Origin of the sequence: Planktotalea frisia, from assembly GCF_001890925.1 — a bacterium.
In the GTDB taxonomy this organism is placed as follows: domain Bacteria; phylum Pseudomonadota; class Alphaproteobacteria; order Rhodobacterales; family Rhodobacteraceae; genus Planktotalea; species Planktotalea frisia.
This window is the reverse complement of the sequence record NZ_MLCB01000180.1, coordinates 1-21,859: the sequence shown is the minus strand read 5'-3', so window position 1 is coordinate 21,859 and position 21,859 is coordinate 1. Positions and strand designations below refer to the sequence as shown.

The 21,859-nt window shown below is 55.5% G+C and carries 19 protein-coding genes; 13 read left to right on the top strand and 6 right to left on the bottom strand.

Annotated features, from left to right (window positions below; translation table 11 throughout):
* Nucleotides 1-161 precede the first annotated feature (161 nt).
* Nucleotides 162-1,217: a pseudouridine synthase gene (locus PFRI_RS16600; protein ID WP_072631819.1), complete on the bottom strand. Its 1,056-nt coding sequence runs from the start codon at nucleotides 1,215-1,217 to the stop codon at nucleotides 162-164.
* A gap of 53 nt (nucleotides 1,218-1,270) precedes the next feature.
* Between PFRI_RS16600 and PFRI_RS16595 the strand changes: the two genes are divergently transcribed.
* From PFRI_RS16595 to PFRI_RS16580, 4 genes are all read left to right on the top strand, one after another.
* A complete protein-coding gene (locus tag PFRI_RS16595) occupies nucleotides 1,271-1,720 on the top strand; it encodes a nucleoside deaminase (protein ID WP_072631818.1) in 450 nt (149 codons plus the stop codon).
* Nucleotides 1,721-1,816: 96 nt separating this feature from the next.
* Nucleotides 1,817-2,800, top strand: a complete 984-nt coding sequence (locus tag PFRI_RS16590) for a membrane dipeptidase (protein WP_072631817.1) — start codon at nucleotides 1,817-1,819, stop codon at nucleotides 2,798-2,800.
* Nucleotides 2,797-4,449, top strand: coding sequence for a hypothetical protein (locus tag PFRI_RS16585; RefSeq protein WP_072631816.1), 1,653 nt, complete (start codon nucleotides 2,797-2,799; stop codon nucleotides 4,447-4,449). The genes PFRI_RS16590 and PFRI_RS16585 overlap by 4 nt, the downstream gene beginning before the upstream one ends.
* A gap of 3 nt (nucleotides 4,450-4,452) precedes the next feature.
* A complete protein-coding gene (locus PFRI_RS16580) occupies nucleotides 4,453-4,893 on the top strand; it encodes a DUF3726 domain-containing protein (RefSeq protein WP_072631815.1) in 441 nt (146 codons plus the stop codon).
* Here the strand turns inward: PFRI_RS16580 and truA are convergent.
* Nucleotides 4,890-5,666: a tRNA pseudouridine(38-40) synthase TruA gene (truA, locus tag PFRI_RS16575; protein ID WP_072631822.1), complete on the bottom strand. Its 777-nt coding sequence runs from the start codon at nucleotides 5,664-5,666 to the stop codon at nucleotides 4,890-4,892. The genes PFRI_RS16580 and truA overlap by 4 nt on opposite strands.
* Before the next feature lie 112 nt (nucleotides 5,667-5,778).
* On the opposite strand from truA, the gene PFRI_RS16570 reads away from it, so the two are divergent.
* The 7 genes from PFRI_RS16570 to PFRI_RS16545 all read left to right on the top strand — a co-directional run bounded on the left by PFRI_RS16570 (nucleotide 5,779) and on the right by PFRI_RS16545 (nucleotide 15,274).
* Nucleotides 5,779-7,194, top strand: coding sequence for a YcjX family GTP-binding protein (locus PFRI_RS16570; RefSeq protein ID WP_170124877.1), 1,416 nt, complete (start codon nucleotides 5,779-5,781; stop codon nucleotides 7,192-7,194).
* The gene (locus tag PFRI_RS16565; protein WP_072631814.1) at nucleotides 7,191-7,652 is read left to right on the top strand and encodes a GNAT family N-acetyltransferase; all 462 of its coding nucleotides are present in this window, start codon (nucleotides 7,191-7,193) and stop codon (nucleotides 7,650-7,652) included. Before PFRI_RS16570 ends, PFRI_RS16565 begins: the two co-directional genes overlap by 4 nt.
* The gene (locus PFRI_RS16560) at nucleotides 7,645-8,649 is read left to right on the top strand and encodes a YcjF family protein (protein ID WP_072631813.1); all 1,005 of its coding nucleotides are present in this window, start codon (nucleotides 7,645-7,647) and stop codon (nucleotides 8,647-8,649) included. Before PFRI_RS16565 ends, PFRI_RS16560 begins: the two co-directional genes overlap by 8 nt.
* A 14-nt stretch (nucleotides 8,650-8,663) precedes the next feature.
* Nucleotides 8,664-10,613, top strand: coding sequence for a DUF2339 domain-containing protein (locus PFRI_RS16555; RefSeq protein WP_084649731.1), 1,950 nt, complete (start codon nucleotides 8,664-8,666; stop codon nucleotides 10,611-10,613).
* The gene (locus tag PFRI_RS20970; RefSeq protein ID WP_084649730.1) at nucleotides 10,538-11,344 is read left to right on the top strand and encodes a DUF2339 domain-containing protein; all 807 of its coding nucleotides are present in this window, start codon (nucleotides 10,538-10,540) and stop codon (nucleotides 11,342-11,344) included. Before PFRI_RS16555 ends, PFRI_RS20970 begins: the two co-directional genes overlap by 76 nt.
* 158 nt (nucleotides 11,345-11,502) lie before the next feature.
* On the top strand, nucleotides 11,503-14,433 hold the full coding sequence (gene ileS / locus PFRI_RS16550; RefSeq protein WP_072631812.1) for an isoleucine--tRNA ligase: 2,931 nt from the start codon (nucleotides 11,503-11,505) through the stop codon (nucleotides 14,431-14,433).
* 4 nt (nucleotides 14,434-14,437) lie between these two features.
* On the top strand, nucleotides 14,438-15,274 hold the full coding sequence (locus tag PFRI_RS16545; protein WP_072631811.1) for an EamA family transporter: 837 nt from the start codon (nucleotides 14,438-14,440) through the stop codon (nucleotides 15,272-15,274).
* Here PFRI_RS16545 and PFRI_RS16540 read toward each other — a convergent pair.
* The 4 genes from PFRI_RS16540 to fsa all read right to left on the bottom strand — a co-directional run bounded on the left by PFRI_RS16540 (nucleotide 15,261) and on the right by fsa (nucleotide 18,379).
* Nucleotides 15,261-15,956: a CDP-alcohol phosphatidyltransferase family protein gene (locus PFRI_RS16540; protein ID WP_072631820.1), complete on the bottom strand. Its 696-nt coding sequence runs from the start codon at nucleotides 15,954-15,956 to the stop codon at nucleotides 15,261-15,263. The two genes, PFRI_RS16545 and PFRI_RS16540, sit on opposite strands and share 14 nt — an antisense overlap.
* 96 nt (nucleotides 15,957-16,052) lie before the next feature.
* Nucleotides 16,053-16,973, bottom strand: coding sequence for a tyrosine recombinase XerC (locus PFRI_RS16535; protein ID WP_072631810.1), 921 nt, complete (start codon nucleotides 16,971-16,973; stop codon nucleotides 16,053-16,055).
* Nucleotides 16,970-17,677: a DUF484 family protein gene (locus tag PFRI_RS16530; protein ID WP_072631809.1), complete on the bottom strand. Its 708-nt coding sequence runs from the start codon at nucleotides 17,675-17,677 to the stop codon at nucleotides 16,970-16,972. Before PFRI_RS16530 ends, PFRI_RS16535 begins: the two co-directional genes overlap by 4 nt.
* A 48-nt stretch (nucleotides 17,678-17,725) precedes the next feature.
* Nucleotides 17,726-18,379, bottom strand: coding sequence for a fructose-6-phosphate aldolase (gene fsa, locus PFRI_RS16525; protein ID WP_072631808.1), 654 nt, complete (start codon nucleotides 18,377-18,379; stop codon nucleotides 17,726-17,728).
* Between the two features lie 57 nt (nucleotides 18,380-18,436).
* On the opposite strand from fsa, the gene PFRI_RS16520 reads away from it, so the two are divergent.
* Nucleotides 18,437-20,665, top strand: a complete 2,229-nt coding sequence (locus PFRI_RS16520) for a primosomal protein N' (protein ID WP_072631807.1) — start codon at nucleotides 18,437-18,439, stop codon at nucleotides 20,663-20,665.
* A gap of 135 nt (nucleotides 20,666-20,800) precedes the next feature.
* Complete coding sequence (locus PFRI_RS16515; RefSeq protein WP_072631806.1) at nucleotides 20,801-21,403, top strand: LysR family transcriptional regulator; 603 nt, start codon at nucleotides 20,801-20,803, stop codon at nucleotides 21,401-21,403.
* Nucleotides 21,404-21,859 lie beyond the last annotated feature (456 nt).

Here is a 21,859-nt window from a genome sequence, read left to right as displayed (position 1 = left end):
TCAGACAATTTCCGCGTCATAACCCATGAAAAAATTCGGGTTTTGGGGTAGCAGCGGTATAGTGTCAGCAGGTCAGCCACGGATTTGTACCCCGAGTTGGTCTATTTTGTGCCTCCTATAGCGGAGAGCACAGAAAATAGGAAAGGGGGAATTCCTCAACCTTAGCGGCGCGGACCTGAGGGTTTGCCGTTCGGGCGCCCTGATGGTTTGCCGCCTTTGCGATCCAGCGGCCTGCCAAAGCCTTTGCCTGATGGCTTGCCGCTCGATTTACCAGCGGGTTTGCCTGACGCCTGACCTGAAGCTTTGTCGGCCAAGGTCTTGCCAGATTTACCCACAGGTTTGACACGCGCCATAGGATCGCTGGTCGAAAACTCATCTCTGCCGCGCATCGGGCCTTTGTTCAGAGGCGGACGCTTGCCGCGGGTGATGTGCGGGCGACCCTTTTGCGCAGGTTTAGGCGGGGCACCGGGCGCTTCGAGGTCTTCATCGCTGAGCCCAAGTTGGTCTTTGAGCGTTTTACGTCGCAGTTCTTCGACACCGCTGACTTTGAGGTTGCCAAGCTGGAAAGGGCCGTAGCTGACGCGGATCAAACGGTTCACGTTAAGCTGAATCGCTTCCATCGCGCGGCGAATTTCGCGGTTCTTACCTTCGCGGATGCCGATCGTAAGCCACGCATTCGCGCCTTGTTGACGATCAATGCTGACAAGCATCGGCTGAAAGTGCTCGCCTTGCAGGTTAAGACCTTTGCGTAAAGGTTCAAACGTTTCCTCGGTTGGGCGACCATTGATGCGTACACGGTATTTGCGCAGCCACCCTGTTGAGGGCAGCTCAAGCTTGCGCTTTAGGTCGCCATCATTGGTAAGAAGCAAAAGACCTTCAGAGTTGAGATCAAGACGGCCAACGCTCATTACGCGCGGCATGTCTTCGGGCAGATCGTCAAAGATTGTCTTGCGGCCCTTCTCATCGCTGTCTGTTGTCACAAGACCTGTTGGCTTGTGATACATCCAGACACGCGGTGGCTCTGGCGGGGTCATGGGCTTTTTATCAATCAATATGCGCGCATTGGGCTGAACGTTCAGCGCAGGGCTGTCGATGATTTTGCCATCCACAGTGATGCGGCCAGCTTCGATCATGCGTTCTGCTTCACGGCGCGAGGCAACGCCTGCGCGGGCCAAGACCTTTGCGATGCGATCGCCTTTGGGTGTTTCTGTATCCATACGCGTGCTTTAGGGTATTGGGAGGCGTAGCGAAAGAGAGACGAGCACGAAAGATGCAATTCACATCCTTCATGGAAGCGGCGCTGGCAGAGGCGCGTTTGGCAGAGGCGGCAGGCGAGGTGCCTGTGGGCGCAGTCGTCGTTCGTGACGCAGAGATTATCGGGCGTGGGCGTAACGCGACACGCGCAGCTTGTGATCCGTCTGCGCATGCTGAAATCATGGCGATTAGAGCGGCTTGCACAGCTTTAGGGCAGGATCGACTGACGGGCTGTGATCTCTATGTGACGTTAGAACCCTGTGCGATGTGCGCGGGCGCGATTGCTCATGCACGGATTGCGCGGCTTTATTTCGGGGCAAGTGATCCGAAATCTGGCGGTGTAACGGTTGGGGCGCGGGTTTTTGAACATAGGCAAAGTCATCATCATCCTGAGGTGTATGATGGAATCAGCAGTGATGAGGCTTCTGAGCTTCTGAGACGTTTTTTCAAAGAGAAACGTCTTTGAGAGCAGCGCGCGATTTTTCTAGAAAAATCGAAACCTGCCCAGTAAGCGTCGTTTTTCGGGCTTGTCGAACGTCTGTTTTGGGATAATCGTAGCCTCATGAAAACACCGCTGATAGACAACCTGCAATATGCCAACTGGTCCCAAACCATCTTCCGCCAAATGCGCGCAGGGGGTGTGGACGCGGTTCATATCACAATCGCCTATCACGAGAGCTTTCGTGAAATGGTGCTGAACCTTGAGGCGTTCAATCGCTGGTTCGAACGTTTCCCTGAGTTGATCTTCAAGGGCACCTGTGCCGCCGACGTGCGTTTGGCCCAAAGTACGGGACGCACAGCGATCTTCTTCGGCTTTCAAAACCCCAGCCCGATTGAAGATGACATCGGCTTGGTGGAAATTTGCCACCAGCTTGGCGTGCGCTTTATGCAGCTGACCTATAATAACCAATCCCTGCTCGCGACGGGCTGCTATGAGGATGACGACACCGGTTTGACCCGCATGGGCAAGCAAGTCGTGCAAGAAATGAACCGCGTCGGCATGGTTGTGGATATGTCCCATTCTGCGGATCGCTCCACCTTAGAGGCGATTGAACATTCCAGCCGCCCCATCGCGATCACGCACGCTAATCCGCATTGGTGGCATCCCGCTCTGCGTAATAAATCAGATGACGTGTTGAAGGCTTTGACGGGCAGGGGCGGTATGCTGGGTTTTTCGGTTTATCCCCATCATTTGAAAGACGGACCTGCCTGCACCCTGCAAAGTTTTTGCGAAATGGTGGCAGAGGCGGCATCGCGTTACGGAGCAGAACATCTCGGGATCGGCACGGACCTGTGCCAAGATCAACCTGACAGCATTGTTGAGTGGATGCGCGTAGGGCGCTGGAGTAAGATGATTGACTATGGCGAAGGCAGCGCAACCGACGCGGGTTTCCCGCCTATGCCGAGCTGGTTCCAAGACAATCGCGATTTTGGAAATATCTCGCAAGGGTTGCTGGATGTTGGTTTTTCTGAGGATGAGATGGATGGGATCATGGGTGGCAATTGGTTCAAATTCTATGACAGCTCTTTTGGTCCTGAGACATGAGCGCGCCTGAGTTAGAAATTGCGCCGCAAAAAGCGCTGCGCCCGCCCAGCAGCGTGATGCGCTTGCGCCGAATGGGGGCGATGTTTCCGACGCGTTTGTCATTTTTACGCACTTTGATGCGAGATTTGTCGGCAAATAACGTTCAAGTTGAGCGCCGTGTTTGGCGCATGGACGATGCCGGTTTCGGCCATGCGGTTTATTCCGTGAGCCTTGGGGGGTATGACTATTCGCTGGTGGCGATTTCCACGGACCTGCCGCCTGAGTTGCGCACGGATCGCGTGATCGCAACCGCTTGGGACAGTGCCTACGTGCTCTATGACGGCATCCCGAGCGAGGCTGAAATCGCGCGGATTGTCGCGTCTGCCCCGAAACAAGAAGCCGCACGTTTTACTGAGCGCGACTTGGTTCTGAGCCGTGCGAACAAATCCGTTCGGTTGTTCCAACATGTCACAGATGCTCTGAAAAGTGGCGTTCAGCCAGACGAAGCGATGGTGCGCGACGTTGGCTATTTGATGCGCACGACGGCTGTCTATGGCAATGGAAAATTCGGCATTGCGGATCGCGGACATATTGCGGCACGCCCTTGCCTAGGTGGGCCTTTCGCGGCTGAAATGCTGACGGTCTGGCTCATCCGTGGGTTTACTCATGATCTTGCGGAGCATGTGGGCGGCGCGGCGCTTGATGCGAAACTCAAACGTCATCTCGGCATTGGAAATTCAACCGGCCTTGGCATGGCACCCTTTTTAGTGAGCCACCCGCGCCTTCTTGATAGCTGGATGCAAGTGCGCGAAACGGCGCTTGCGCGGATCGCGGCGTTGCCGACATTAAAGTCAGCACAACAGGCCAAGATCTTGGATTTGGCTGCGCGCGCGGGGCGACACTTGAACGAGTGGTCTGTGCCAGACGAGATCGCAGCAGAGCGGATTGCGCAACTCCAACGCGATTGGCCTGCGGTGCAAGAGGTGCTCGCGGTGAAGCTAGCAATGCCCGAGCCAATAAGCGCTATTCTTGACGCTGCAGAGCAGTGGTTCGAAGACACGCAAGAATTACTGATTGCACTTTTGCTAGAACCTTTTGGTGATTTGATCGATGGCCTGACGGAGTGCATGGCGAACCCATACGGGGCTGAGCTTGACCCATCGATGCCGATTGAAGACTTGAAGGCCTTGATCAAACGCGATTGGGATTGGGCGACCGCGCTTGATTTTGAAAGCAAAGAAGAGACCGCGCAGTTTTGGTATGTCTCAGAGGCAAAGCAAGAGCCGCGTCTTGGACTGCGTCATGAAGAAGATGGGGCAAAATTAGAAAGCCCTCTCGATATCGCGCGGCAAGTCGCAAACTTGGCGACCGCACTTGAGGGCGCGCAAGGCATCACCGCAGAACTCGTGCTTAAACGTCCTGACCTGCGCTTTGCAGTGCGCCGTGTGCAAACACTGGCCATCGCGCCATATGGTGAAATTCGCGACAATATGATCGCGGATCGCTGCCTGCCGATTGATATGCTGCGCTGCAAACTGTCGTTCTTTGGAGCAGCAAAGTTTGATCCGAAATCGGATCGCTGGACGCGAATTACGCTCTGCCAAGGCGCTCCTTTGTTTGATGAACTGGCAAGCGCGGATGACTGGTGGTTGCCGTGTTTCGGGGAGTGAGCGATGCGCTCTGCCAATGAAATTTCAGCGATGGTTCTTAAGGCTGCGCGCGGTGCGGGCTTGCCACTTGGCTGTGCAGAAGAACTTGCACGTGCTGCTCCTGTGCTTGCCTCAACAGGGGACTTAACCTGTGTGACTGGGGTGCTTGAGCTTGCTTGTGACGCTCCATCGTTCGAGCAGGGTGTCGTCAAAGGCGGTCATCCGGTTCAAGCGGTTGTTGCGTGGCAGGATCTGACGGCCGCTGGGGTCAAGGCAAAGCTTGAGTGTGACGTTGAGGGCGCTCTTCTGAGCGCACTTTGCGAGAGGGTTTCTGTCGTAGGCCCTTTTGAGGTGGACGAAACGCTCTGGGTTAATCTTTCGCAATTTGCTGCGAAAATGCTTGTCCCAGAGAGTGAGGCTTCGCGCCTTGCCGGGGCAGGGGCTGGTCTTAGTGATAACGACTAAACCGCGTCGGCGAACACATCTTGAGGGTACCTTACGTGCGCAAGGTAGAGCCCTTGTGGCGGGCTGACGGTTCCACATGCCCGACGCTCTTTCGCTTCTAACGCGGTGCGCACATCATCGGGTTCCCAATCACCTGAGCCGACACATTCCAAGGTTCCCACAAAGCTGCGCACTTGGTTGTGCAAGAACGAGCGCGCACGCACAGTAAAGCGCACTTCGGGGCCAGAAGGGCCATCAATTTGACGTACGATGAGTTCATCGAGCGTTTTCACCGGGCTAAGTGCTTGGCAAATTGACGAGCGAAATGTTGTGAAATCATGATGCCCGATCAGATGTTTCGCGCCTTCTTGCATCGCTTCAACATCGAGCAAACGTGGCACTTGCCAAACCAGCCCTGCGTCATGGGTCGCGGGCGCGCGGCGCATCAACAAGCGAAATTCATAGCGGCGCTCGACGGCCGAAAACCGTGCGTGCCAATCGTCGTCAACGGCGACACAGCCGACAATCGAGATTGGATCAGGCTTGAGGTGAAAGTTTAACGCACCTGTCAGTTTAAACGGATCCCAGTCTTTTTTCAGATCACAATGGGCAACTTGACCCCACGCATGCACGCCCGCATCCGTGCGACCTGCGGCTGCGATGGTGTGCGGGCCAGCTTCTAGTTTTGCCAACGCCGCCTCGATCTGGCCTTGCACAGATGTCTGCGCAGTCTGACGTTGCCAGCCAACAAATGGCGCGCCGTGGTATTCGATTTTGAGGGCATATCTGGGCATAGCGAGGCTCATAACGACGCAAGGGGGCGGAAACAATGGTTTTTCCCCTCTGGTAACGTGCAGAGTGCACGCCTATCCTTAAAGCAGGTTATAGCAAGGTAAGGCAGCGCACGTGGTTATTTCTACCCTCGCAGATGGATTCATCCGAACGATGGAGGGTGCGCGCGACACTGTGAATGAAACGCTGTTTGAACCTGTGATCCGATTGGGTGTTACGGGTTTGGCGCGCTCTGGCAAGACGGTGTTCATCACGTCTTTGGTGGCCAATCTGCTGGATCGGGGCCGTATGGCGCAGCTTCATGCGGCAGCGGAAGGGCGCATCACGGCCGCCTATTTGCAACCCCAGCCCGATGATACTGTCCCGCGCTTTGATTATGAAGCGCATTTGGGTGCGTTGACCGCGCGCAAACCCCATTGGCCCGACAGCACGCGCGCGATTTCAGAACTGCGCGTGTCGTTGAAAGTTCAGCCCAATGGTTTGCTTGGAGGCTTGCAAGGACCGCGCACAGTGCATCTCGATATCGTAGACTACCCCGGTGAATGGCTGCTCGACCTTGCGTTGCTTGATAAGAGCTTTGAGGAATGGTCCTCCGAGGTTTTGGAGCGCATCGAAACGCGTGAAGAGGCGCAAGCCTATCGCGCTCTTTTGGACGAAACCAATGTGAGCGACAAGCTTGATGAGCCTAAAGCCCAAGCGCTCGCGGCGAAGTTTACCGAGTATCTGCACGCCGCACGTAAGGCGGGCTTTTATGACTGCACACCGGGGCGTTTTTTACTTCCAGGGGATCTCGCGGGGAGTCCTGCGATCACCTTTGCGCCGATCGCCAATGCCGCAAGCGCTGGACGGCGCAGTTTGGGGCGTGAAATGGCGCGTCGCTATGAGGCTTATAAATCTCATGTGGTGAAGCCGTTCTTCCGTGATCATTTCGCGCGCATTGATCGCCAAGTGGTGCTGGTCGATGCATTGGGCGCTATTCACAACGGTCCGCGTGCGGTTGAAGACTTACGCGGTGCCATGAGCGATATTCTGAGCGCCTTTCGTCCGGGCACCAACGCGTTCCTAAGCCGTCTTTTGCTGGGCAAACGTGTGGAACGTATCTTGTTCGCAGCAAGCAAGGCGGATCACTTGCATCATACGCAGCATGGCGAGTTGACCGCGATCATGGAGGCGCTGACCCGTGATGCGCGCGACCGTGCAAGCTTTGCTGGTGCGAAGACCGCATCTATGGCGCTGGCTTCTTTACGGGCGACCACAGAAGAAACGCTGGATCACGAAGGGAGTGCGCTGAATTGCGTGCGTGGATCTTTGTTGGATACAGGTAAACAAGCGGCGTTCTACCCCGGACAGCTCCCGAGCGATCCGTCGCACTTGCTTGGTCCTGCGCGGGATGGGGCAGAGGCGTGGTTGGATCAAGACTACCAGATCATGCGTTTTGCACCTGCGCCATTGACGCTAAAGCCGGGGTTTGGACCACCGCATATCAGGCTCGACAAGGCCGCACAGTTCTTGATCGGGGATAAGTTGTGAACCGCGTGATCAGGCCTGCGCGCAGCACTGATGCGGGCAAGCTTGGTGCGATCTTGTCGGAGGCTGTGCGTGCCCATACGTGGAAGCCGCGGCTCCATACAGGGGCCGAAGACATCGCGCATATGGGCGATTTGATTGATCGCGGTTGGGTGCGCGTGTGTGAAAGCGACGGCGTTGTTGCAGGATTTCTCGCGCTGGATGGAACCTCTGTGCAATCGCTTTACGTGAGCGTTGCGGAGCAGGGCAAAGGGATTGGTGGTGCGCTGTTGGTGCAGGCTCAAGAAGGGCAAGAACGTCTTGAACTCTGGACCTTTCAGGCGAACGAGGATGCCCAAAGGTTTTACCGCGCGCACGGGTTTACAGCGGCAGAGCGCAAGGAAGGGGCAGGCAATGAAGAGGGCCTGCCGGACGTTCGCTTTACTTGGGTGAAGAGCAATAAGGAGCCGCAAAATGGCTAAAGGGCCCGTCTTATTTGATCTTGATGATGCACCCGCGCCGGAGCAGGGGCCAGAAGCGGCGCAGCCTGTGCCGGAACTCGACGCACCCGCGCCACAAGGACAAGCAATGCAAACGATTGCGACCTTGGCCGCGCGCAGACCTTCGCGTTTGGTGAAATGGTTCTGGGGCTTGTTGCTGACGCTTGTGGGCTTTGCGATTTCGTTGGCTGCGTGGGACTTTGTTAATGGCCTCATCGCGCGCATGCCCCTTTTTGGCTACGCGATCAGCATTCTAATGGTGGCATTCATCGTCGTGCTGCTGATTATGGCTCTGCGTGAACTTGCAGCGTTTTCAAGGCTCAAGCGGATGGATGTTTTGCATCGCGCTGGCGAAGCGGCACGAAAGAGTGGGGATTTGAGCGAAGCCAAAGGCGTCGTGGATCAGATCACACGGCTCTATAAAGGGCGCGAGGATACGCGCTGGGGGCGTGACGCTCTGGCTGAGAAAAGCGCGGACATTCTGGACGGCGACGGGTTGTTGGATTTGGCCGAGCGCGATGTGTTGGGACCGCTCGACAGTGCCGCAACGCGAGAGATCGAAGCCGCCGCGCGTCAAGTGGCGACTGTGACAGCGATTGTGCCACTCGCTTTGGCGGATGTGGCGACGGCTCTGACCTCGAACCTGCGCATGATCCGCCGGATTGCAGAAATTTATGGCGGTCGCTCTGGCGCGCTGGGCAACTGGCGGCTGACGCGCGCGGTGATGACGCATTTGGTCGCGACAGGGGCTGTTGCGATTGGCGACGACTTTCTTTCCTCCGTGGCAGGGGGCGGTGTGCTTGGTAAAATCTCGCGCCGCTTTGGCGAGGGCGTGGTGAACGGTGCTTTGACTGCGCGCGTCGGCGTCGCTGCGATGGAAGTGTGCCGTCCTTTGCCCTTCACAGCCCTAAAGCGTCCATCAGTGACTGGCTTGGTGAGCCGCGCTTTGACAGGACTATTTGGTGGGGATCGTTCCTAAAATGGACGGTTTTTTTGATCCTTCTTGGTGTCATCGTGTCGCTTGCGGTTTTGTTCGCGCCGATTGGGGTCTGGTCACTGTCTCGCAAAGTTCGCAGGCTTACGGATCGCTTGGAGCGGCTCGAGGCGCATTATGCGGAGCATAGCGTGCGCGCAATGCAGGCTGCTGAAGAGGATGTTGAAGAAACTTGGGTGGCCCCCGAGCACAGGCTCTATACCAATTCTGCAACAACTGATGCAGATGCAACTAAGAGCGAGGATGCAGCGCCGCCGCCTGCGTTTGTGTTTCGTGGGGATATGTTTGCCAATGGTTTCAACTGGCTGAAAGAAAATTGGTTTCTTGGTATTGCGGCGATCTCGCTCGCGCTCGCGGGGATATTCATGGTGCAATACGGGGTAGAGCAAGGGTTGCTGACACCTTTCGCGCGGATCATCGGCGCGCTGGGTCTCGGCGCGGCCTTTATCATCATTGGTGAATTCGCACGCCGCCGCTTTGGGGATGAAAGCGGTACAATGAACGCGCTACCGTCCACATTCTCGGGCGCAGGCATTGTTACGCTTTTCGCAGCCGTGCTTTCTGCGCGTCATCTCTATGATATGTTGCCGTCTGACCTGACGCTTTATGCCTTGATCTGCGTTGCGGTCTTGTCGGTTGTGTTGGGCTGGTTCTATGGCCCATTCCTTGCGGCGATTGGCGTGATTGGCGCTTTGGGCGGGCCCTTTGTCGTTGGCGGATCGAGCGATGCGCCGCATCTTTTCTTTTACTATTTCGCGTTAATTGTTGTTATGGCGCTGGTCATCGACACTGTAAGGCGCTGGGCTTGGGTGTCTGTTTTGGCACTTGTTGGTGGCTTCTTTGCGACGTGGATATTGCTAATCAGCGGTGCACAAAGCGCGCATGCTTTGGTGTTTTCTCTGATCTCAGTGTTGGCAGCAACGGCGTTGCCAGTCAGGCGCATCTGGCCTGATCACGGCGGCTCAATGATGTCGGATGGTGTCGCTAAATTGCTGCGCAAAGGGTCTGGAAACTGGCCGGATTTCCCAACCCGTCTGGCTGTGGGCACGTACATTGCGGCACTCGCGCTTAGTGCGATGATGCCACTTGAAGTCGGTCTTTCTTTGGAAAGCTGGCTGGGTATTTGGAGCGTTTTCGGGCTTGGTTTGCTCGCGTTGATCTGGATGTGGCGCGCGCCGGCGTTGCAAGATTTAAGTGTTCTTGCGCCGCTCGTTCTGCTGATCCTGATCGTCGTACTTGCAGCAGACAGAGTTCTGATATTCAAGGATTTCACGCAGATCAAATTTGCCGATCGCCTTGAAGGAGACGCAATGCCACGCGCTGCAAGCGTCTTTGTGGGCATGTTCGCGGCCTTTGCGGCACTCGGGTTCTGGCGTGCATCCCAAGGTGTGCGCACTTCTTTGATCTGGATCGGTGCCAGTGCTTTTTCGCTGCCTGCGGCATTCGGTGCGCTAGAGATTTTCTGGACCCCTAGCGTCTACATCGGTGCTTATATTTGGGCAGGGCATGCTATCGTCGGCGCGGTATTGATGACGCTGTTGGCCGAACGAAGCGCCAAACGCTGGCCCGAGGACATGCGCCCTGCGGCGCTCTTTGCGATGTCGGCTTTGTCGCTGATTTCTTTCGCTTTGTTGCTTATTCTTTCCACTGCTGCGCTCAGCGTTGCGATCGCCGTGATGATCTTGATCGCTGCATTTATAGATCGCCGTTTTGATATGGCTTGGCTTGGGTTTTTCATTCAGCTTTGCGTCGCTGTTCTGGGCTGGCGCTTCTTAATCGATCCCGGTGTGCCTTGGGCGTCGTGGTGGAATACGCCGCTTTGGGAGGTCGTCTTGGGGTTTGCTGCGCCGCTCACGCTTATGGCAATCGCTTGGTGGATCTTGCGCCCTTTAAAACGCATTGGCGCACTGAAAGTGCGGTTTGGTCGTTTGGTGCCGTCTTCGCACTGATCCTTCTGGAACGCTTTTTACGCGGTGATATCGATAGTTTCTGGGGGCTTTCGCTCGCGGGATCCGTTGTTCTGATTTCTATGGGCGCGCAACTTTATCGTTGGCGAAAGTGTAGTGCTTTGGGCTGGCTGCGCATCGCACTTGCGGCGTTGCTGGGCGTGATTGCTTTTGTTACGCTTGCAATCGCGCTCGTTGGTATGTCGCCGCTGACTCTTTGGGGCGCGCGTGATGTTGCGGGACCGCTTTTGATGGATACGATTGCATTGGGGTATCTCGTGCCTGCCAGCGTGCTTGCGGTGTTTGTGTGGAAGTTTGAACATGTGAGCCGCCATCTGCGCGGATTTTTCGCAGCTTTGAGCGCAACGATGGTGCTTGCCTATGTTGGTTTAGAAATTCGCCGTTTTTGGCGAGGTCTCGAGATATCAAGCAATTCGGTCAGCCAGGGCGAACTCTATAGTTACACGGTTGCCATGTTGCTTGTCGCTGTCGCACTGTTGTTTTTCGCCTTCGCGCGCCGATCTGTCTTTCTGCGCAAAGTTGCGATGGCAGGGATTGCTGTGACGATTGCGAAAGTCTTCTTGGTGGACATGAGTGGGCTTACAGGCCTTATCCGTGTCGCGTCTTTCCTCGGGCTTGGCCTTGCACTTTCGGGTTTGGCTTGGCTCAGCCGCGCGATGACTGCGCGTTGGGATGCAGAGGATGTTCAAGCGCCTCTGGACCCTGATCAATAGCGCGCATATAAGCCCCTTAACATGGCTCTGATATTCGCGATCATTATACGAATTACAGGCCCGGCGCTCACAAGCTGAGCTGCCGGGGTAAGGCGTATGGGCTTGCTCGCGCCGCCGATCTTTCCACTTGAAAATTTCCGTTCCAAAGGACGCCCGATATGTGTGCTGACACACCCGAAACGACTGCAGAAAATACTGTAGATTACAAATCCACGCTGAACCTACCTAAAACCGATTTCCCAATGCGCGCGGGATTGCCCAAGCGCGAGCCCGAGTGGCTGGAGCGTTGGGAAAAGATGGGCGTTTATGATCGACTTCGCGAAAAAACAGGCCGCACGCCGTTTACGCTGCATGACGGTCCTCCTTACGCGAACGGGCATTTGCACATCGGCCACGCGCTGAACAAAACGATCAAGGATATGATCGTGCGCAGCCACCAAATGATGGGCTTTGATGCGCGCTATGTGCCCGGTTGGGATTGCCACGGTTTGCCGATCGAATGGAAAATCGAAGAGCAATACCGAAAGAAGGGCAAGAACAAAGACGAAGTGAACATTGTCGATTTCCGTCAGGAATGCCGCAAGTTTGCCGAGGGCTGGGTCGATATCCAGCGCGAGGAATTCAAGCGTTTGGGCATCACGGGCAATTGGCCTGATCCCTACCTCACGATGGATTTTCACGCCGAGGCAGTGATCGCGGCGGAGTTCCAGAAGTTCTTGATGAACGGCACGTTGTATCAAGGCTCCAAGCCTGTGATGTGGTCGCCTGTTGAGCAGACTGCGCTGGCGGAGGCTGAGGTCGAGTATCACGACAAGGACAGCTTTACGATTTGGGTGAAGTTCCAAGTAACCGGCACGGGTGACGCTACTTTGGATGCTGCGAAAGTTGTGATCTGGACGACGACACCTTGGACGATCCCGTCCAACAAGGCCGTCGTTTATGGTGCCGAAATTTCATATGGCTTGTACGAAGTGACATCCACACCGGACGAGTGCTGGTTGAACACGGGCGAGACGTATCTGCTGGCTGACAACCTCGCCGCTGACGTGTTCTCACGCGCGCGCTTGGAAGAGGGCATGTATACGCGTCGTGCTGATGTGACGGTAGAGCAACTCGCGTCGATCTCGCTGAAGCACCCTTTGAACGGGGCGACAGGCGGCAACGGCGAATGGGACGACATTCGTGATTTCCGCGCGGCTGACTTTGTGACCGACACTGAGGGCACAGGTTTTGTTCACTGCGCACCTTCCCACGGTATGGAAGAATTCGAACTCTACCGCGACCTTGGGATGCTGGAACAGGTCATCACCTACAACATCATGGACGACGGGCGGTTCCGTGCCGATCTGCCGTTCTTTGGTGGCAAAGCGATCCTCAAGCCGAATGGCAAAGAAGGCAACGCAAACGCGGCTGTTATCGACAAACTGGTCGAAGTTGGCGGCTTGCTAGCACGCGGCAAAATCAAGCACAGCTACCCGCATTCATGGCGCTCCAAAGCGCCGATCATCTATCGCAACACGCCGCAGTGGTTCGCCGCTGTCGATAAGGCGGTGGGCGATGGGCAGGACACGCATGGCACGACGATCCGTGAGCGCGCTCTGACCTCTATTGACGAGCTGGTGAAGTGGACGCCGCAAACGGGGCGCAACCGTCTTTATTCTATGATCGAAGCGCGCCCTGATTGGGTGCTCTCGCGTCAACGCGCTTGGGGCGTTCCGCTAACGGTGTTCACGCGCAAGGGATTGCTGCCGACCGATCCGGATTTCTTGCTGCGCAACGATGATGTCAACACGCGTATAACTGAGGCATTCGAGTTTGAGGGCGCAGATGCGTGGTACAAAGATGGTGCGAAAGCGCGGTTCCTTGAGGGTATCGTGAACCCTGACGACTATGATCAGGTGTTTGACGTTCTGGATGTTTGGTTTGATTCCGGCTCTACGCACTCTTTCGTTCTGCGCGATCGCCCCGATGGCACGGCAGACGGCATTGCGGATGTGTATATGGAAGGCACGGATCAACATCGCGGCTGGTTCCATTCCTCGCTGTTGCAGGCTTGTGGCACGCTTGGTCGCGCGCCGTACCGCAATGTTGTGACGCACGGATTTACGCTGGATGAGAAGGGCATGAAGATGTCCAAATCGCTTGGCAACACCATCGTGCCTGAAACGGTCGTCAAACAATACGGCGCGGATATTTTGCGTCTTTGGGTGGCGCAGGTGGATTACACATCTGATCAGCGGATCGGGCCAGAAATCCTGAAAGGGGTGGCCGATAGCTATCGCCGTTTACGCAATACGATGCGTTTCATGCTTGGGTCTTTGAACGATTTTTCCGAGGCGGATCGTATGGATGTCGCGGATATGCCAGAGCTCGAGCGCTGGGTTTTGCACCGCCTGTCTGAACTCGATGATGTGGTCACGAAAGGCTACAAAGCATTCGATTTCCAAGGCGTATTCTCTGCGGTCTTTACGTTTGCAACGGTTGATCTCTCTGCGTTCTACTTCGATATCCGCAAAGATGCTTTGTACTGCGATGGCGACACAGAGCGCCGCCGCGCGGCCCGCACAGTTCTTGATATCTTGTTCCATCGTCTGACCAAATGGCTCGCGCCTGTGTTGGTCTTTACCATGGAAGAGGTCTGGCTAGAGCGTTTCGGCGGTGCGGATAACTCTGTTCACCTAGAGGACTTTGAAGTGACGCCTGACGCGTGGCGCGATGATGCGTTGGCGAGCAAATGGGCCTCTATCCGGTCTGCGCGCCGTGTCGTTACCGCCGCTTTGGAAGTGCAACGCACGGAGAAGGTCATTGGTGCATCATTAGAGGCGGCTCCGACTGTGTATATCGCAGACGCGGATTTGCGCGCTGCGCTTGAGGGCGTTCCGTTTGACGATATTGCGATCACTTCGGCGATCACGGTTTCGGGTGATGCGGCCCCAGAGGGCGCGTTTACATTGCCAGAGATTGACGGTGTGGCGGTGAGTTTCGCGAAAGCCGACGGTGAGAAATGCCAGCGCTGCTGGAAGATTTTGCCGGACGTGAATGCACAGACGGGTGTGTGTGGGCGATGTTCTGAAGCCCTCAAAAGCTAAGTAAATGAGCGCATTCGTCTTCTTTGCGGTTCTTGCAGCGGCCCTGCTGCACGCAAGTTGGAATGCGCTCATCAAAAGCGGAGGGAACAAGTTCACCTCCATGTTGATCATGACCGTGCTGCAAGGGGCATTCGGCGGCGTCATCGCGCTTTTCAGCGCTCTTCCGGCCAGTGAGGTTTGGCCGTGGTTGTTGGTCTCAGCGTTGTTTCACTCAGGTTACAAGCTATTCTTGTCCTACGCCTATGAGCAGGGCGATTTGAGTCGTGTTTATCCCATAGCACGCGGTGCAGCGCCAATGATTGTACTGGCGCTGAGCGGCTTTTTGTTGAGTGATCTCTTGGATCCCCTAGAGGTCGTGGGTGTTTTGATCCTTGGGCTTGGGATCTTGTTCATGGCGCGCGGGGCTTTTGCGAATGGCGAGTCGCTCCGCTTGGTTCCTTTCGCGTTTGGCTCGGCTTTGATGACCGCGGGCTATTCCATCGTTGATGGACTAGGCGCACGCGTCGCAGGGGATGCGGCGCTTTATGTGGCGTGGATGTTCTTTTTGGATGCGTTGATTTTTACACCTGTGTGCGTGGCTTTGCGAGGGCGCGGTGTGTTGAGGTCTGAACGCCAAGACTGGTCGATTGGCGCTGGAGCCGCAGCAGGATCGTATGCAGCCTATGCTATTGTCGTTTGGGCGATGACGCAGGCCCCGATCGCATTGGTCACAGCTTTGCGGGAAACCTCGATCTTGTTCGCGGTGTTGATCGGTTGGTGGATAATGGGTGACAAGATGGATCGCGGCAAAGCGGTTGCGGCGTCGTTGATCGTGATTGGCGTCGCGCTTACGCGGATTTAGCAGGGATGAGCTGCTGAGCGATGCCTGCGAAGGTCAGGTAGATCGAGGTCACAACAAGCCCCCAAACGGCCCAGCTTTCAGGGTGAAAGTCGACCCATGCGGCCAAGCCTGCGAAGAAGGTCCACGCAAGAGCGATAGGCAGCGAAATGGTACGCCAGCGTTCTGTGCGCACAGGATGGATGAACTTGAGCGGCAAGAACATCGCAGTGGCGAGCGCTGCGATGAGGGCGATGGAAATCCAGAAGTTCGGTTCAATCGCAAAGATCACGATGATCAGCATGTTCCAGCAGCCTGGGAAACCGGAGAAGGAATTGTCTTTTGTTTTCATCCGTGTGTCAGCGAAATACATCGCAGAGGTAAAGGTGATGACAATGATCGCGAAACAGCCTGTCCAACCGGGCAAAAGCCCAGAGGCGAAAAGTGCGAATGCAGGGATGAACACATATGTGAGATAGTCGATGATCAGATCGAGCAGGACGCCATCAAACTGTGGGGCGTATTGTTTGACATCATATTTGCGCGCCAATGGGCCGTCTATGCCATCGACTGCAAAGGCGACAACGAGCCAAAGGAACATCAGGTCCCATTTGGCTTGAACAGCTGCAAGCATAGCAAGCATTGCGAAAACAGCGCCAGTGGCGGTGAGCAGGTGAACAGCGAGGGCGCGATTTTGTGGTGTCATGGCAGTCGTCATGGCCTATTTTTACCGTCAGCGCAATTTGCTTTCGACAAGATTGCCTCCGGCGGGGATATTTTTAAAGAGAGGAAGTCGCGGCGTTTAGGCTTTGGGGTGGGCGCGGTCGTACACTTCCATGAGGCGGGCGGTGTCGACAGCAGTGTAGGCTTGTGTTGTCGAGAGCGAAGCGTGACCGAGGAGTTCCTGGATCGAGCGCAGATCGCCACCCGCGCTAAGAAGATGTGTCGCAAAGCTGTGGCGCATTGCATGTGGAGTAGCGGTGGCGGGCAGGCCGAGTTGCATGCGAGCTTTCGCCATGACCTCTTGGATGGCGCGCGGGTTTAGTGCGCCGCCTCTGATGCCACGAAAAAGGGGCGAAGTTGGCTCAAGAGGGTGGGGACACACTCTAAGGTAAACTTGCACTGCTTCGCGCGCAGCGGGCAGAACAGGAACGACGCGTTCTTTGCCCCCTTTACCGAAGATTCGCAGAGTGTCGGGAAGGGGTACATCTGCACCGGTGAGGCCGAGCGCTTCGGAGATGCGCAAGCCACAACCGTAGAGCAGTGTTAGAACTGCACTATCGCGCGCAGCAACCCATGCATGCGGCGTTTGGAACTCAACAGTTTCGATCATCGCTTTGGCGGCATCAACAGCCAAAGGGCGCGGGAGTTTCTTTTGGAACTTGGGGGCGCGGATGGTGAGCACTGCGGTGGGTTCGAACCCTTCGCGCTCGGACAGCCAGCGATAAAAGCTTTTTACGGAGGAGAGTTTGCGCGCCAAGGATCGCGCGCCCACATCCGTGCCACGTGTCGCAGCCATCCAGGCGCGCATATCGCGGGTGGTGATTCGTGACAAAGCAGCGAGGCCTTGCGGTTCGCTTTTGTAGCTCGTCATGAAGGTGATGAAATCGACGGTGTCGGCGTTGTAAGCCTTGAGTGTGTTTTCAGACGCGCCTTTCAGTGATTTTTGCGTTTCCAACCAATGTTGTAGCGCGTCGCGTGCTTGAGGGGAGATCAGGCTCACGAGAGCCAGCGGCGCATCGCGCGTTCAAACACGCCGCCAAAGAAGGCCAGCAAGTCAGAGCCTTGTTGCGGTGTGAACTGATGCGGATCTTCTGCGCCCATGACTAGCATGCCGGGCAGGCGGCCAGTACCGAAATCAAGGGTGAGGCAGGCTTCTGAGCGGACCCAACCGGCAGCTTCGCCGTATATCGCGTCATCGCCTTCGGACATTTGGCGCAAGGTTACATTACGAGAGGGGCGATCAGGGTGACCACCAAGGTAGGTCGCGATGAAACCGGGTTCGGCGACGCAAAGCACGTCGGAAAGTTTGCTGACCGCGGGTTCATCGTCTGCCTGTACCGATTCAAGAACGAGGCGGATGCAATCAACACGTAGGATTTCAGCAACTTCGCCGCCAAGGTCTTTTAGGAACGCCTCGAAATCAACGGGATCAAGCATGCGCAGGATCGCGCGGTGCACTTGATTGGTGCCTGCGAGGTTTTCGTAAGCAGCGGCGATGACCGAGCGATGCGTGTCCTCTAGACGATCGAGGCGCGCTTCTAGACGCTCCATCGCAATGCCGCGCAAATCGACGATATTGCCGCCCATTGCGCGTTCATTGGCTTCGATCAAAGCCTTCATCAGATCCTTGTCTTCAAGGATGACGTCAGGCCGTGTGATGATCCGCTCGCGCAGATCATCTGTCATTTTTGCGGTGGTGTTCATGCTGCTCTCGTGTCTTTTTCTTTTGCCTATAGCACGAGAGATGGCAAATCAGAGAATATTCTGACCTGTTTTTGCCCAATCGGCCATGAACTGTGCCAGACCTGCATCGGTTAGCGGGTGATCGGCCAGCTTTTTGATGACGGCTGGGGGGGCTGTGATGACGTCTGCGCCAATCAAAGCGGATTCCAAAACATGGTTCACTGTGCGAATGGAGGCCACGAGGATCTCTGTGTCGAACGCGTAATTGTCATAGATCGTGCGGATATCGTTGATCAAATCCATGCCGTCGATGTTGATGTCATCCAAGCGACCCACGAACGGGGAAATAAAGGTAGCACCGGCTTTTGCCGCCAAAAGCGCTTGGTTTGCAGAGAAGCAAAGCGTGACGTTGACCATCGTGCCCTCGGACGAGAGCGTTTTACAGGTTTGCAAGCCAGCCCATGTGAGCGGTACTTTGACGGTGATGTTTTCGGCAATTTTCGCGAGCTTGCGGCCCTCTGCGATCATCTCTGCGGCCTCTGTCGCAACGACTTCAGCAGAGACCGGACCGTCGACCAAGGCTGCGATTTCTTTGGTGACTTCAAGGATGTCACGGCCGGATTTCATGATCAACGACGGGTTGGTTGTCACGCCGTCCACCATACCAAGGTCATTGAGTTCAGCAATTTGGTCGATTTCGGCAGTGTCTACGAAGAATTTCATGGATGCAGTCCTTTGATGGGTTGGCGTCTGTTGCTGGAGGCTTTACCTCATATACCTATGTCCGAAAAGCCCTCTCTTGATAGCGCTAACAGCGAGCAGGTTGATTTCTTCCATGAAGGTCAGCTCGTCGGCGTGTGGACGACGCAACCTTTAGGGCGGCGCTTGGATTACAAAGCGCCAGAGGGCGGCTGTTGGCTGGGCGCATTTGTTGAGGTCCCTCTGGGGCCACGCAAAGTTCTCGGCGTTGTTTGGAGTGCGGGGGCGGGCGATTATGACTATGCCAAGACGCGCAAAGTGATCCGCGCGCTTGATGTGCCGCCGATGCGCGGCGAGTTGCGTGAGTTTCTGGAAAAGGCGGGTGCTTATACGCTGACGGATATGGAGAGCATGTTGCGTCTTGGCGTACGTGCACCCGGTCTTGGTGATCCGCCCTCGATGCGCAAAATTTATCGCAAGGGCGAGAACGAACCGGATCGCATGACAGAACCGCGCGGACGCGTTTTGGATGCTTTGGAAGAATACGGCGATCTGTCGTTCACCTTGAAAGAGCTGAGCGAGACGGCCGGGGTGACGTCCTCAGTGGTGAAGGGTTTGGTTAAACTTGGGGCTGTGCGTGAGGAGGATACGCCGCGCGATTTGCCGTTTGCGCGCCTTGATCCAACGATGCCAAGCAAGGATTTGGCGCCTGATCAGGCCGAGGCGGCCGAAACGCTGAAATCTGGTGTTGCTTCGGGCGCTTATGGCACGACGTTGCTGCGCGGTGTGACGGGCTCTGGCAAAACCGAGGTATATCTAGAGGCAGTAGCGGAGTGTTTGCGCAGGGGACGGCAGGCTTTGGTCCTGTTGCCCGAGATCGCTTTGACGGCGGAGTTTTTGACCCGTGTGCAGGAGCGTTTTGGCGCAAAACCCGCAGAATGGCATTCTGGCGTGACCATGACCGAGCGGCGGCGCACATGGAAAATGGTCGGACAGGGTGGCGCGCAATTGGTGGTGGGCGCGCGGTCCGCGCTTTTCCTGCCATTTCGTGATTTGGGATTGATCGTGGTCGATGAAGAGCACGACAGCTCCTATAAACAAGAAGACGGCGTGCTCTATAATGCGCGCGATATGACGGTTTTGCGGGCATCGATTTGTTCTGCGCAGGTGATTTTAGCCAGTGCAACGCCATCGCTTGAAAGCTGGGCGAATGCACAAGCCGGGAAATACACGCGCATTGATCTGACCTCGCGGTTTGGCGATGCTGTGATGCCAGACATGCGCGCGATAGATATGCGCGGTGTGAAATTGGCTGGAAACCGCTGGATTTCGCCAGTGTTGAAGGCCGAGGTCGAAGCGCGGGTGGCGTTGGGCGAGCAAGCTTTGCTGTTTATCAATCGTCGCGGCTATGCGCCTGTTACCATTTGCAGAGCCTGTGGGCATCAAATTGGCTGCGATCATTGCGATGCGCGCATGGTGGAGCATCGGTTTCAAAAACGGCTGGTGTGCCATCAATGTGGTGAGACGAAAGCGATGCCAGAAATTTGCCCATCATGCGAGGCAGAGGATCGTTTGGCCGCCGTCGGGCCGGGGGTTGAACGTTTGGCCGAAGAGGCGGCTGAGTTGTTTCCCGATGCGCGTATCGCGACGTTGAGCTCGGATATGTATGGCTCTGCACGCGCTTTGAAAGCGGAGATCCTCGGTATCGCCGAAGGGGCGGCGGATATCATTATCGGCACACAATTGGTCGCGAAGGGACATAACTTTCCTTTGCTCACACTTGTGGGGGTGATTGATGCGGATTTGGGTTTGCAAGGCTCTGATCTGCGTGCAGCCGAGCGTACGTTCCAATTGATGCGCCAAGTGGCTGGGCGCGCGGGTCGATCGGCCAAAAAGGGCACGGCGTTAATGCAAACCTATCAACCCGAGCATCCTGTGATCCGCGCGATTTTGGCGGGGGATGAAAACGGGTTCTGGAGTGCTGAAGCGGAAGAGCGGCGCGCAGCCGCTGTGCCGCCTTATGGGAGGATGGCCGGGATTATTCTGTCGTCGCCTGATGCGAAGGAGGTTTTCGACTTGGGTGGGGAGTTGGCGCGTTTGGATGGGCCTTTGCGCCAAATTGGAGCGCAGGTTTACGGGCCAGCGCCTGCACCGATTGCGCGTGTGCGTGGCCGGCATCGTGTGCGTTTGTTGGTAAAAGCAGAGAAAACAGCACCTATCCAGCGCGCGATTGCAGCGTGGATCAAGCAAGTGCGGGTGCCACCGCAAGTTCGTCTAAGCGTTGATATCGATCCGCAGAGTTTTTATTGACGATGGTCGACTTCGAGTACGTTTTTTGCAGTTCTGAATCTGCAAAAAACGAACTAAAAAATCGTTTTTTTTCCGCACTTTTTGGGGTATGCCTAGTGGACCGCTAAGGGCGTAGCCTAGCTTTTAGGAACGCTCGTGAGCGTGAGTTTTCCCGAAGGGTTAGAGCTCAATTGGTTCACTCAGACTGAGCCGAATGGGGCGGATATGAATAAAAATTGGGAAGATTTAAAGTATTTGATCGCTTTAGAACGGACTGGATCGTTAACGGCGGCTGCAAAATCTCTTCGCACAAGCAGTACGACTGTGTCACGTAAAGTGTCTGCGATATCCGATAGGTTTGAACAACCGATTTTCCTTAAGAATCAAAATAGTTGGGAACTGACAGCTCTTGGGCGAAGACTATTTGATGTCGGTATAAAACTTGAAGCTGCGCTTGACGCCATTTCGCTTTCTATAGCCGAGGCGGAGGAAATCGGTCAGATTAGGATCACCAGTTTAGACTTTTTAAACCGCACTGTTCTTTTTCCTAATTTGAAAAGCTTCCATGAAGATCACCCTAGTTTGAATTTGGACCTGCACAGTTCTAATTCAAATTTGAGCTTGGCTTTTGGAGAAGCGGACATCGCAATCAGGCTTGCACGGCCCACATCTGGCAGGCTTCAGGCGAGAAAATTGCTTGATATGAAGTACTCTTTTTATGCGCCAGAAGGGGGAAACGTCAAAGAATGGATCGGGTGAGAAGAGGAGTTTGATTGGATTCCCGAAATAAAGCTGGCACGCGAACACTTCCAGTCGGACCCGATTTTGAGGGTGACGGACTACAAAGCAGTCAAAGATGCGTGCAAAAGGCTAAGTGCGGCAAGTGTTTTGCCGGATGTGATGACGTTTGATGATACAGACTTGGTCGTTATTCCAGACAGCCCCACGATAAATCGCGAGGTTTGGCTCATCACGCATGAAAGCCGGCGCAATGATCCCAATGTTAATATCGTGAAAAAGTGGATCATTGAGTGCTTTGAGAAATTCCGAACGGTACTAAGACAATGCGGAGATTGAGCTTTTGCTGATGAGCATTGAGGTTAGGCAGACAAATTCGATGGATCGTTTGCCAAAGGCCTTATCTTGTAACAATGTACTCTTAGGTTCAGGACTCATAACCAGAATATGACGGTTGCAGCGAGGGCGATCGCTGAC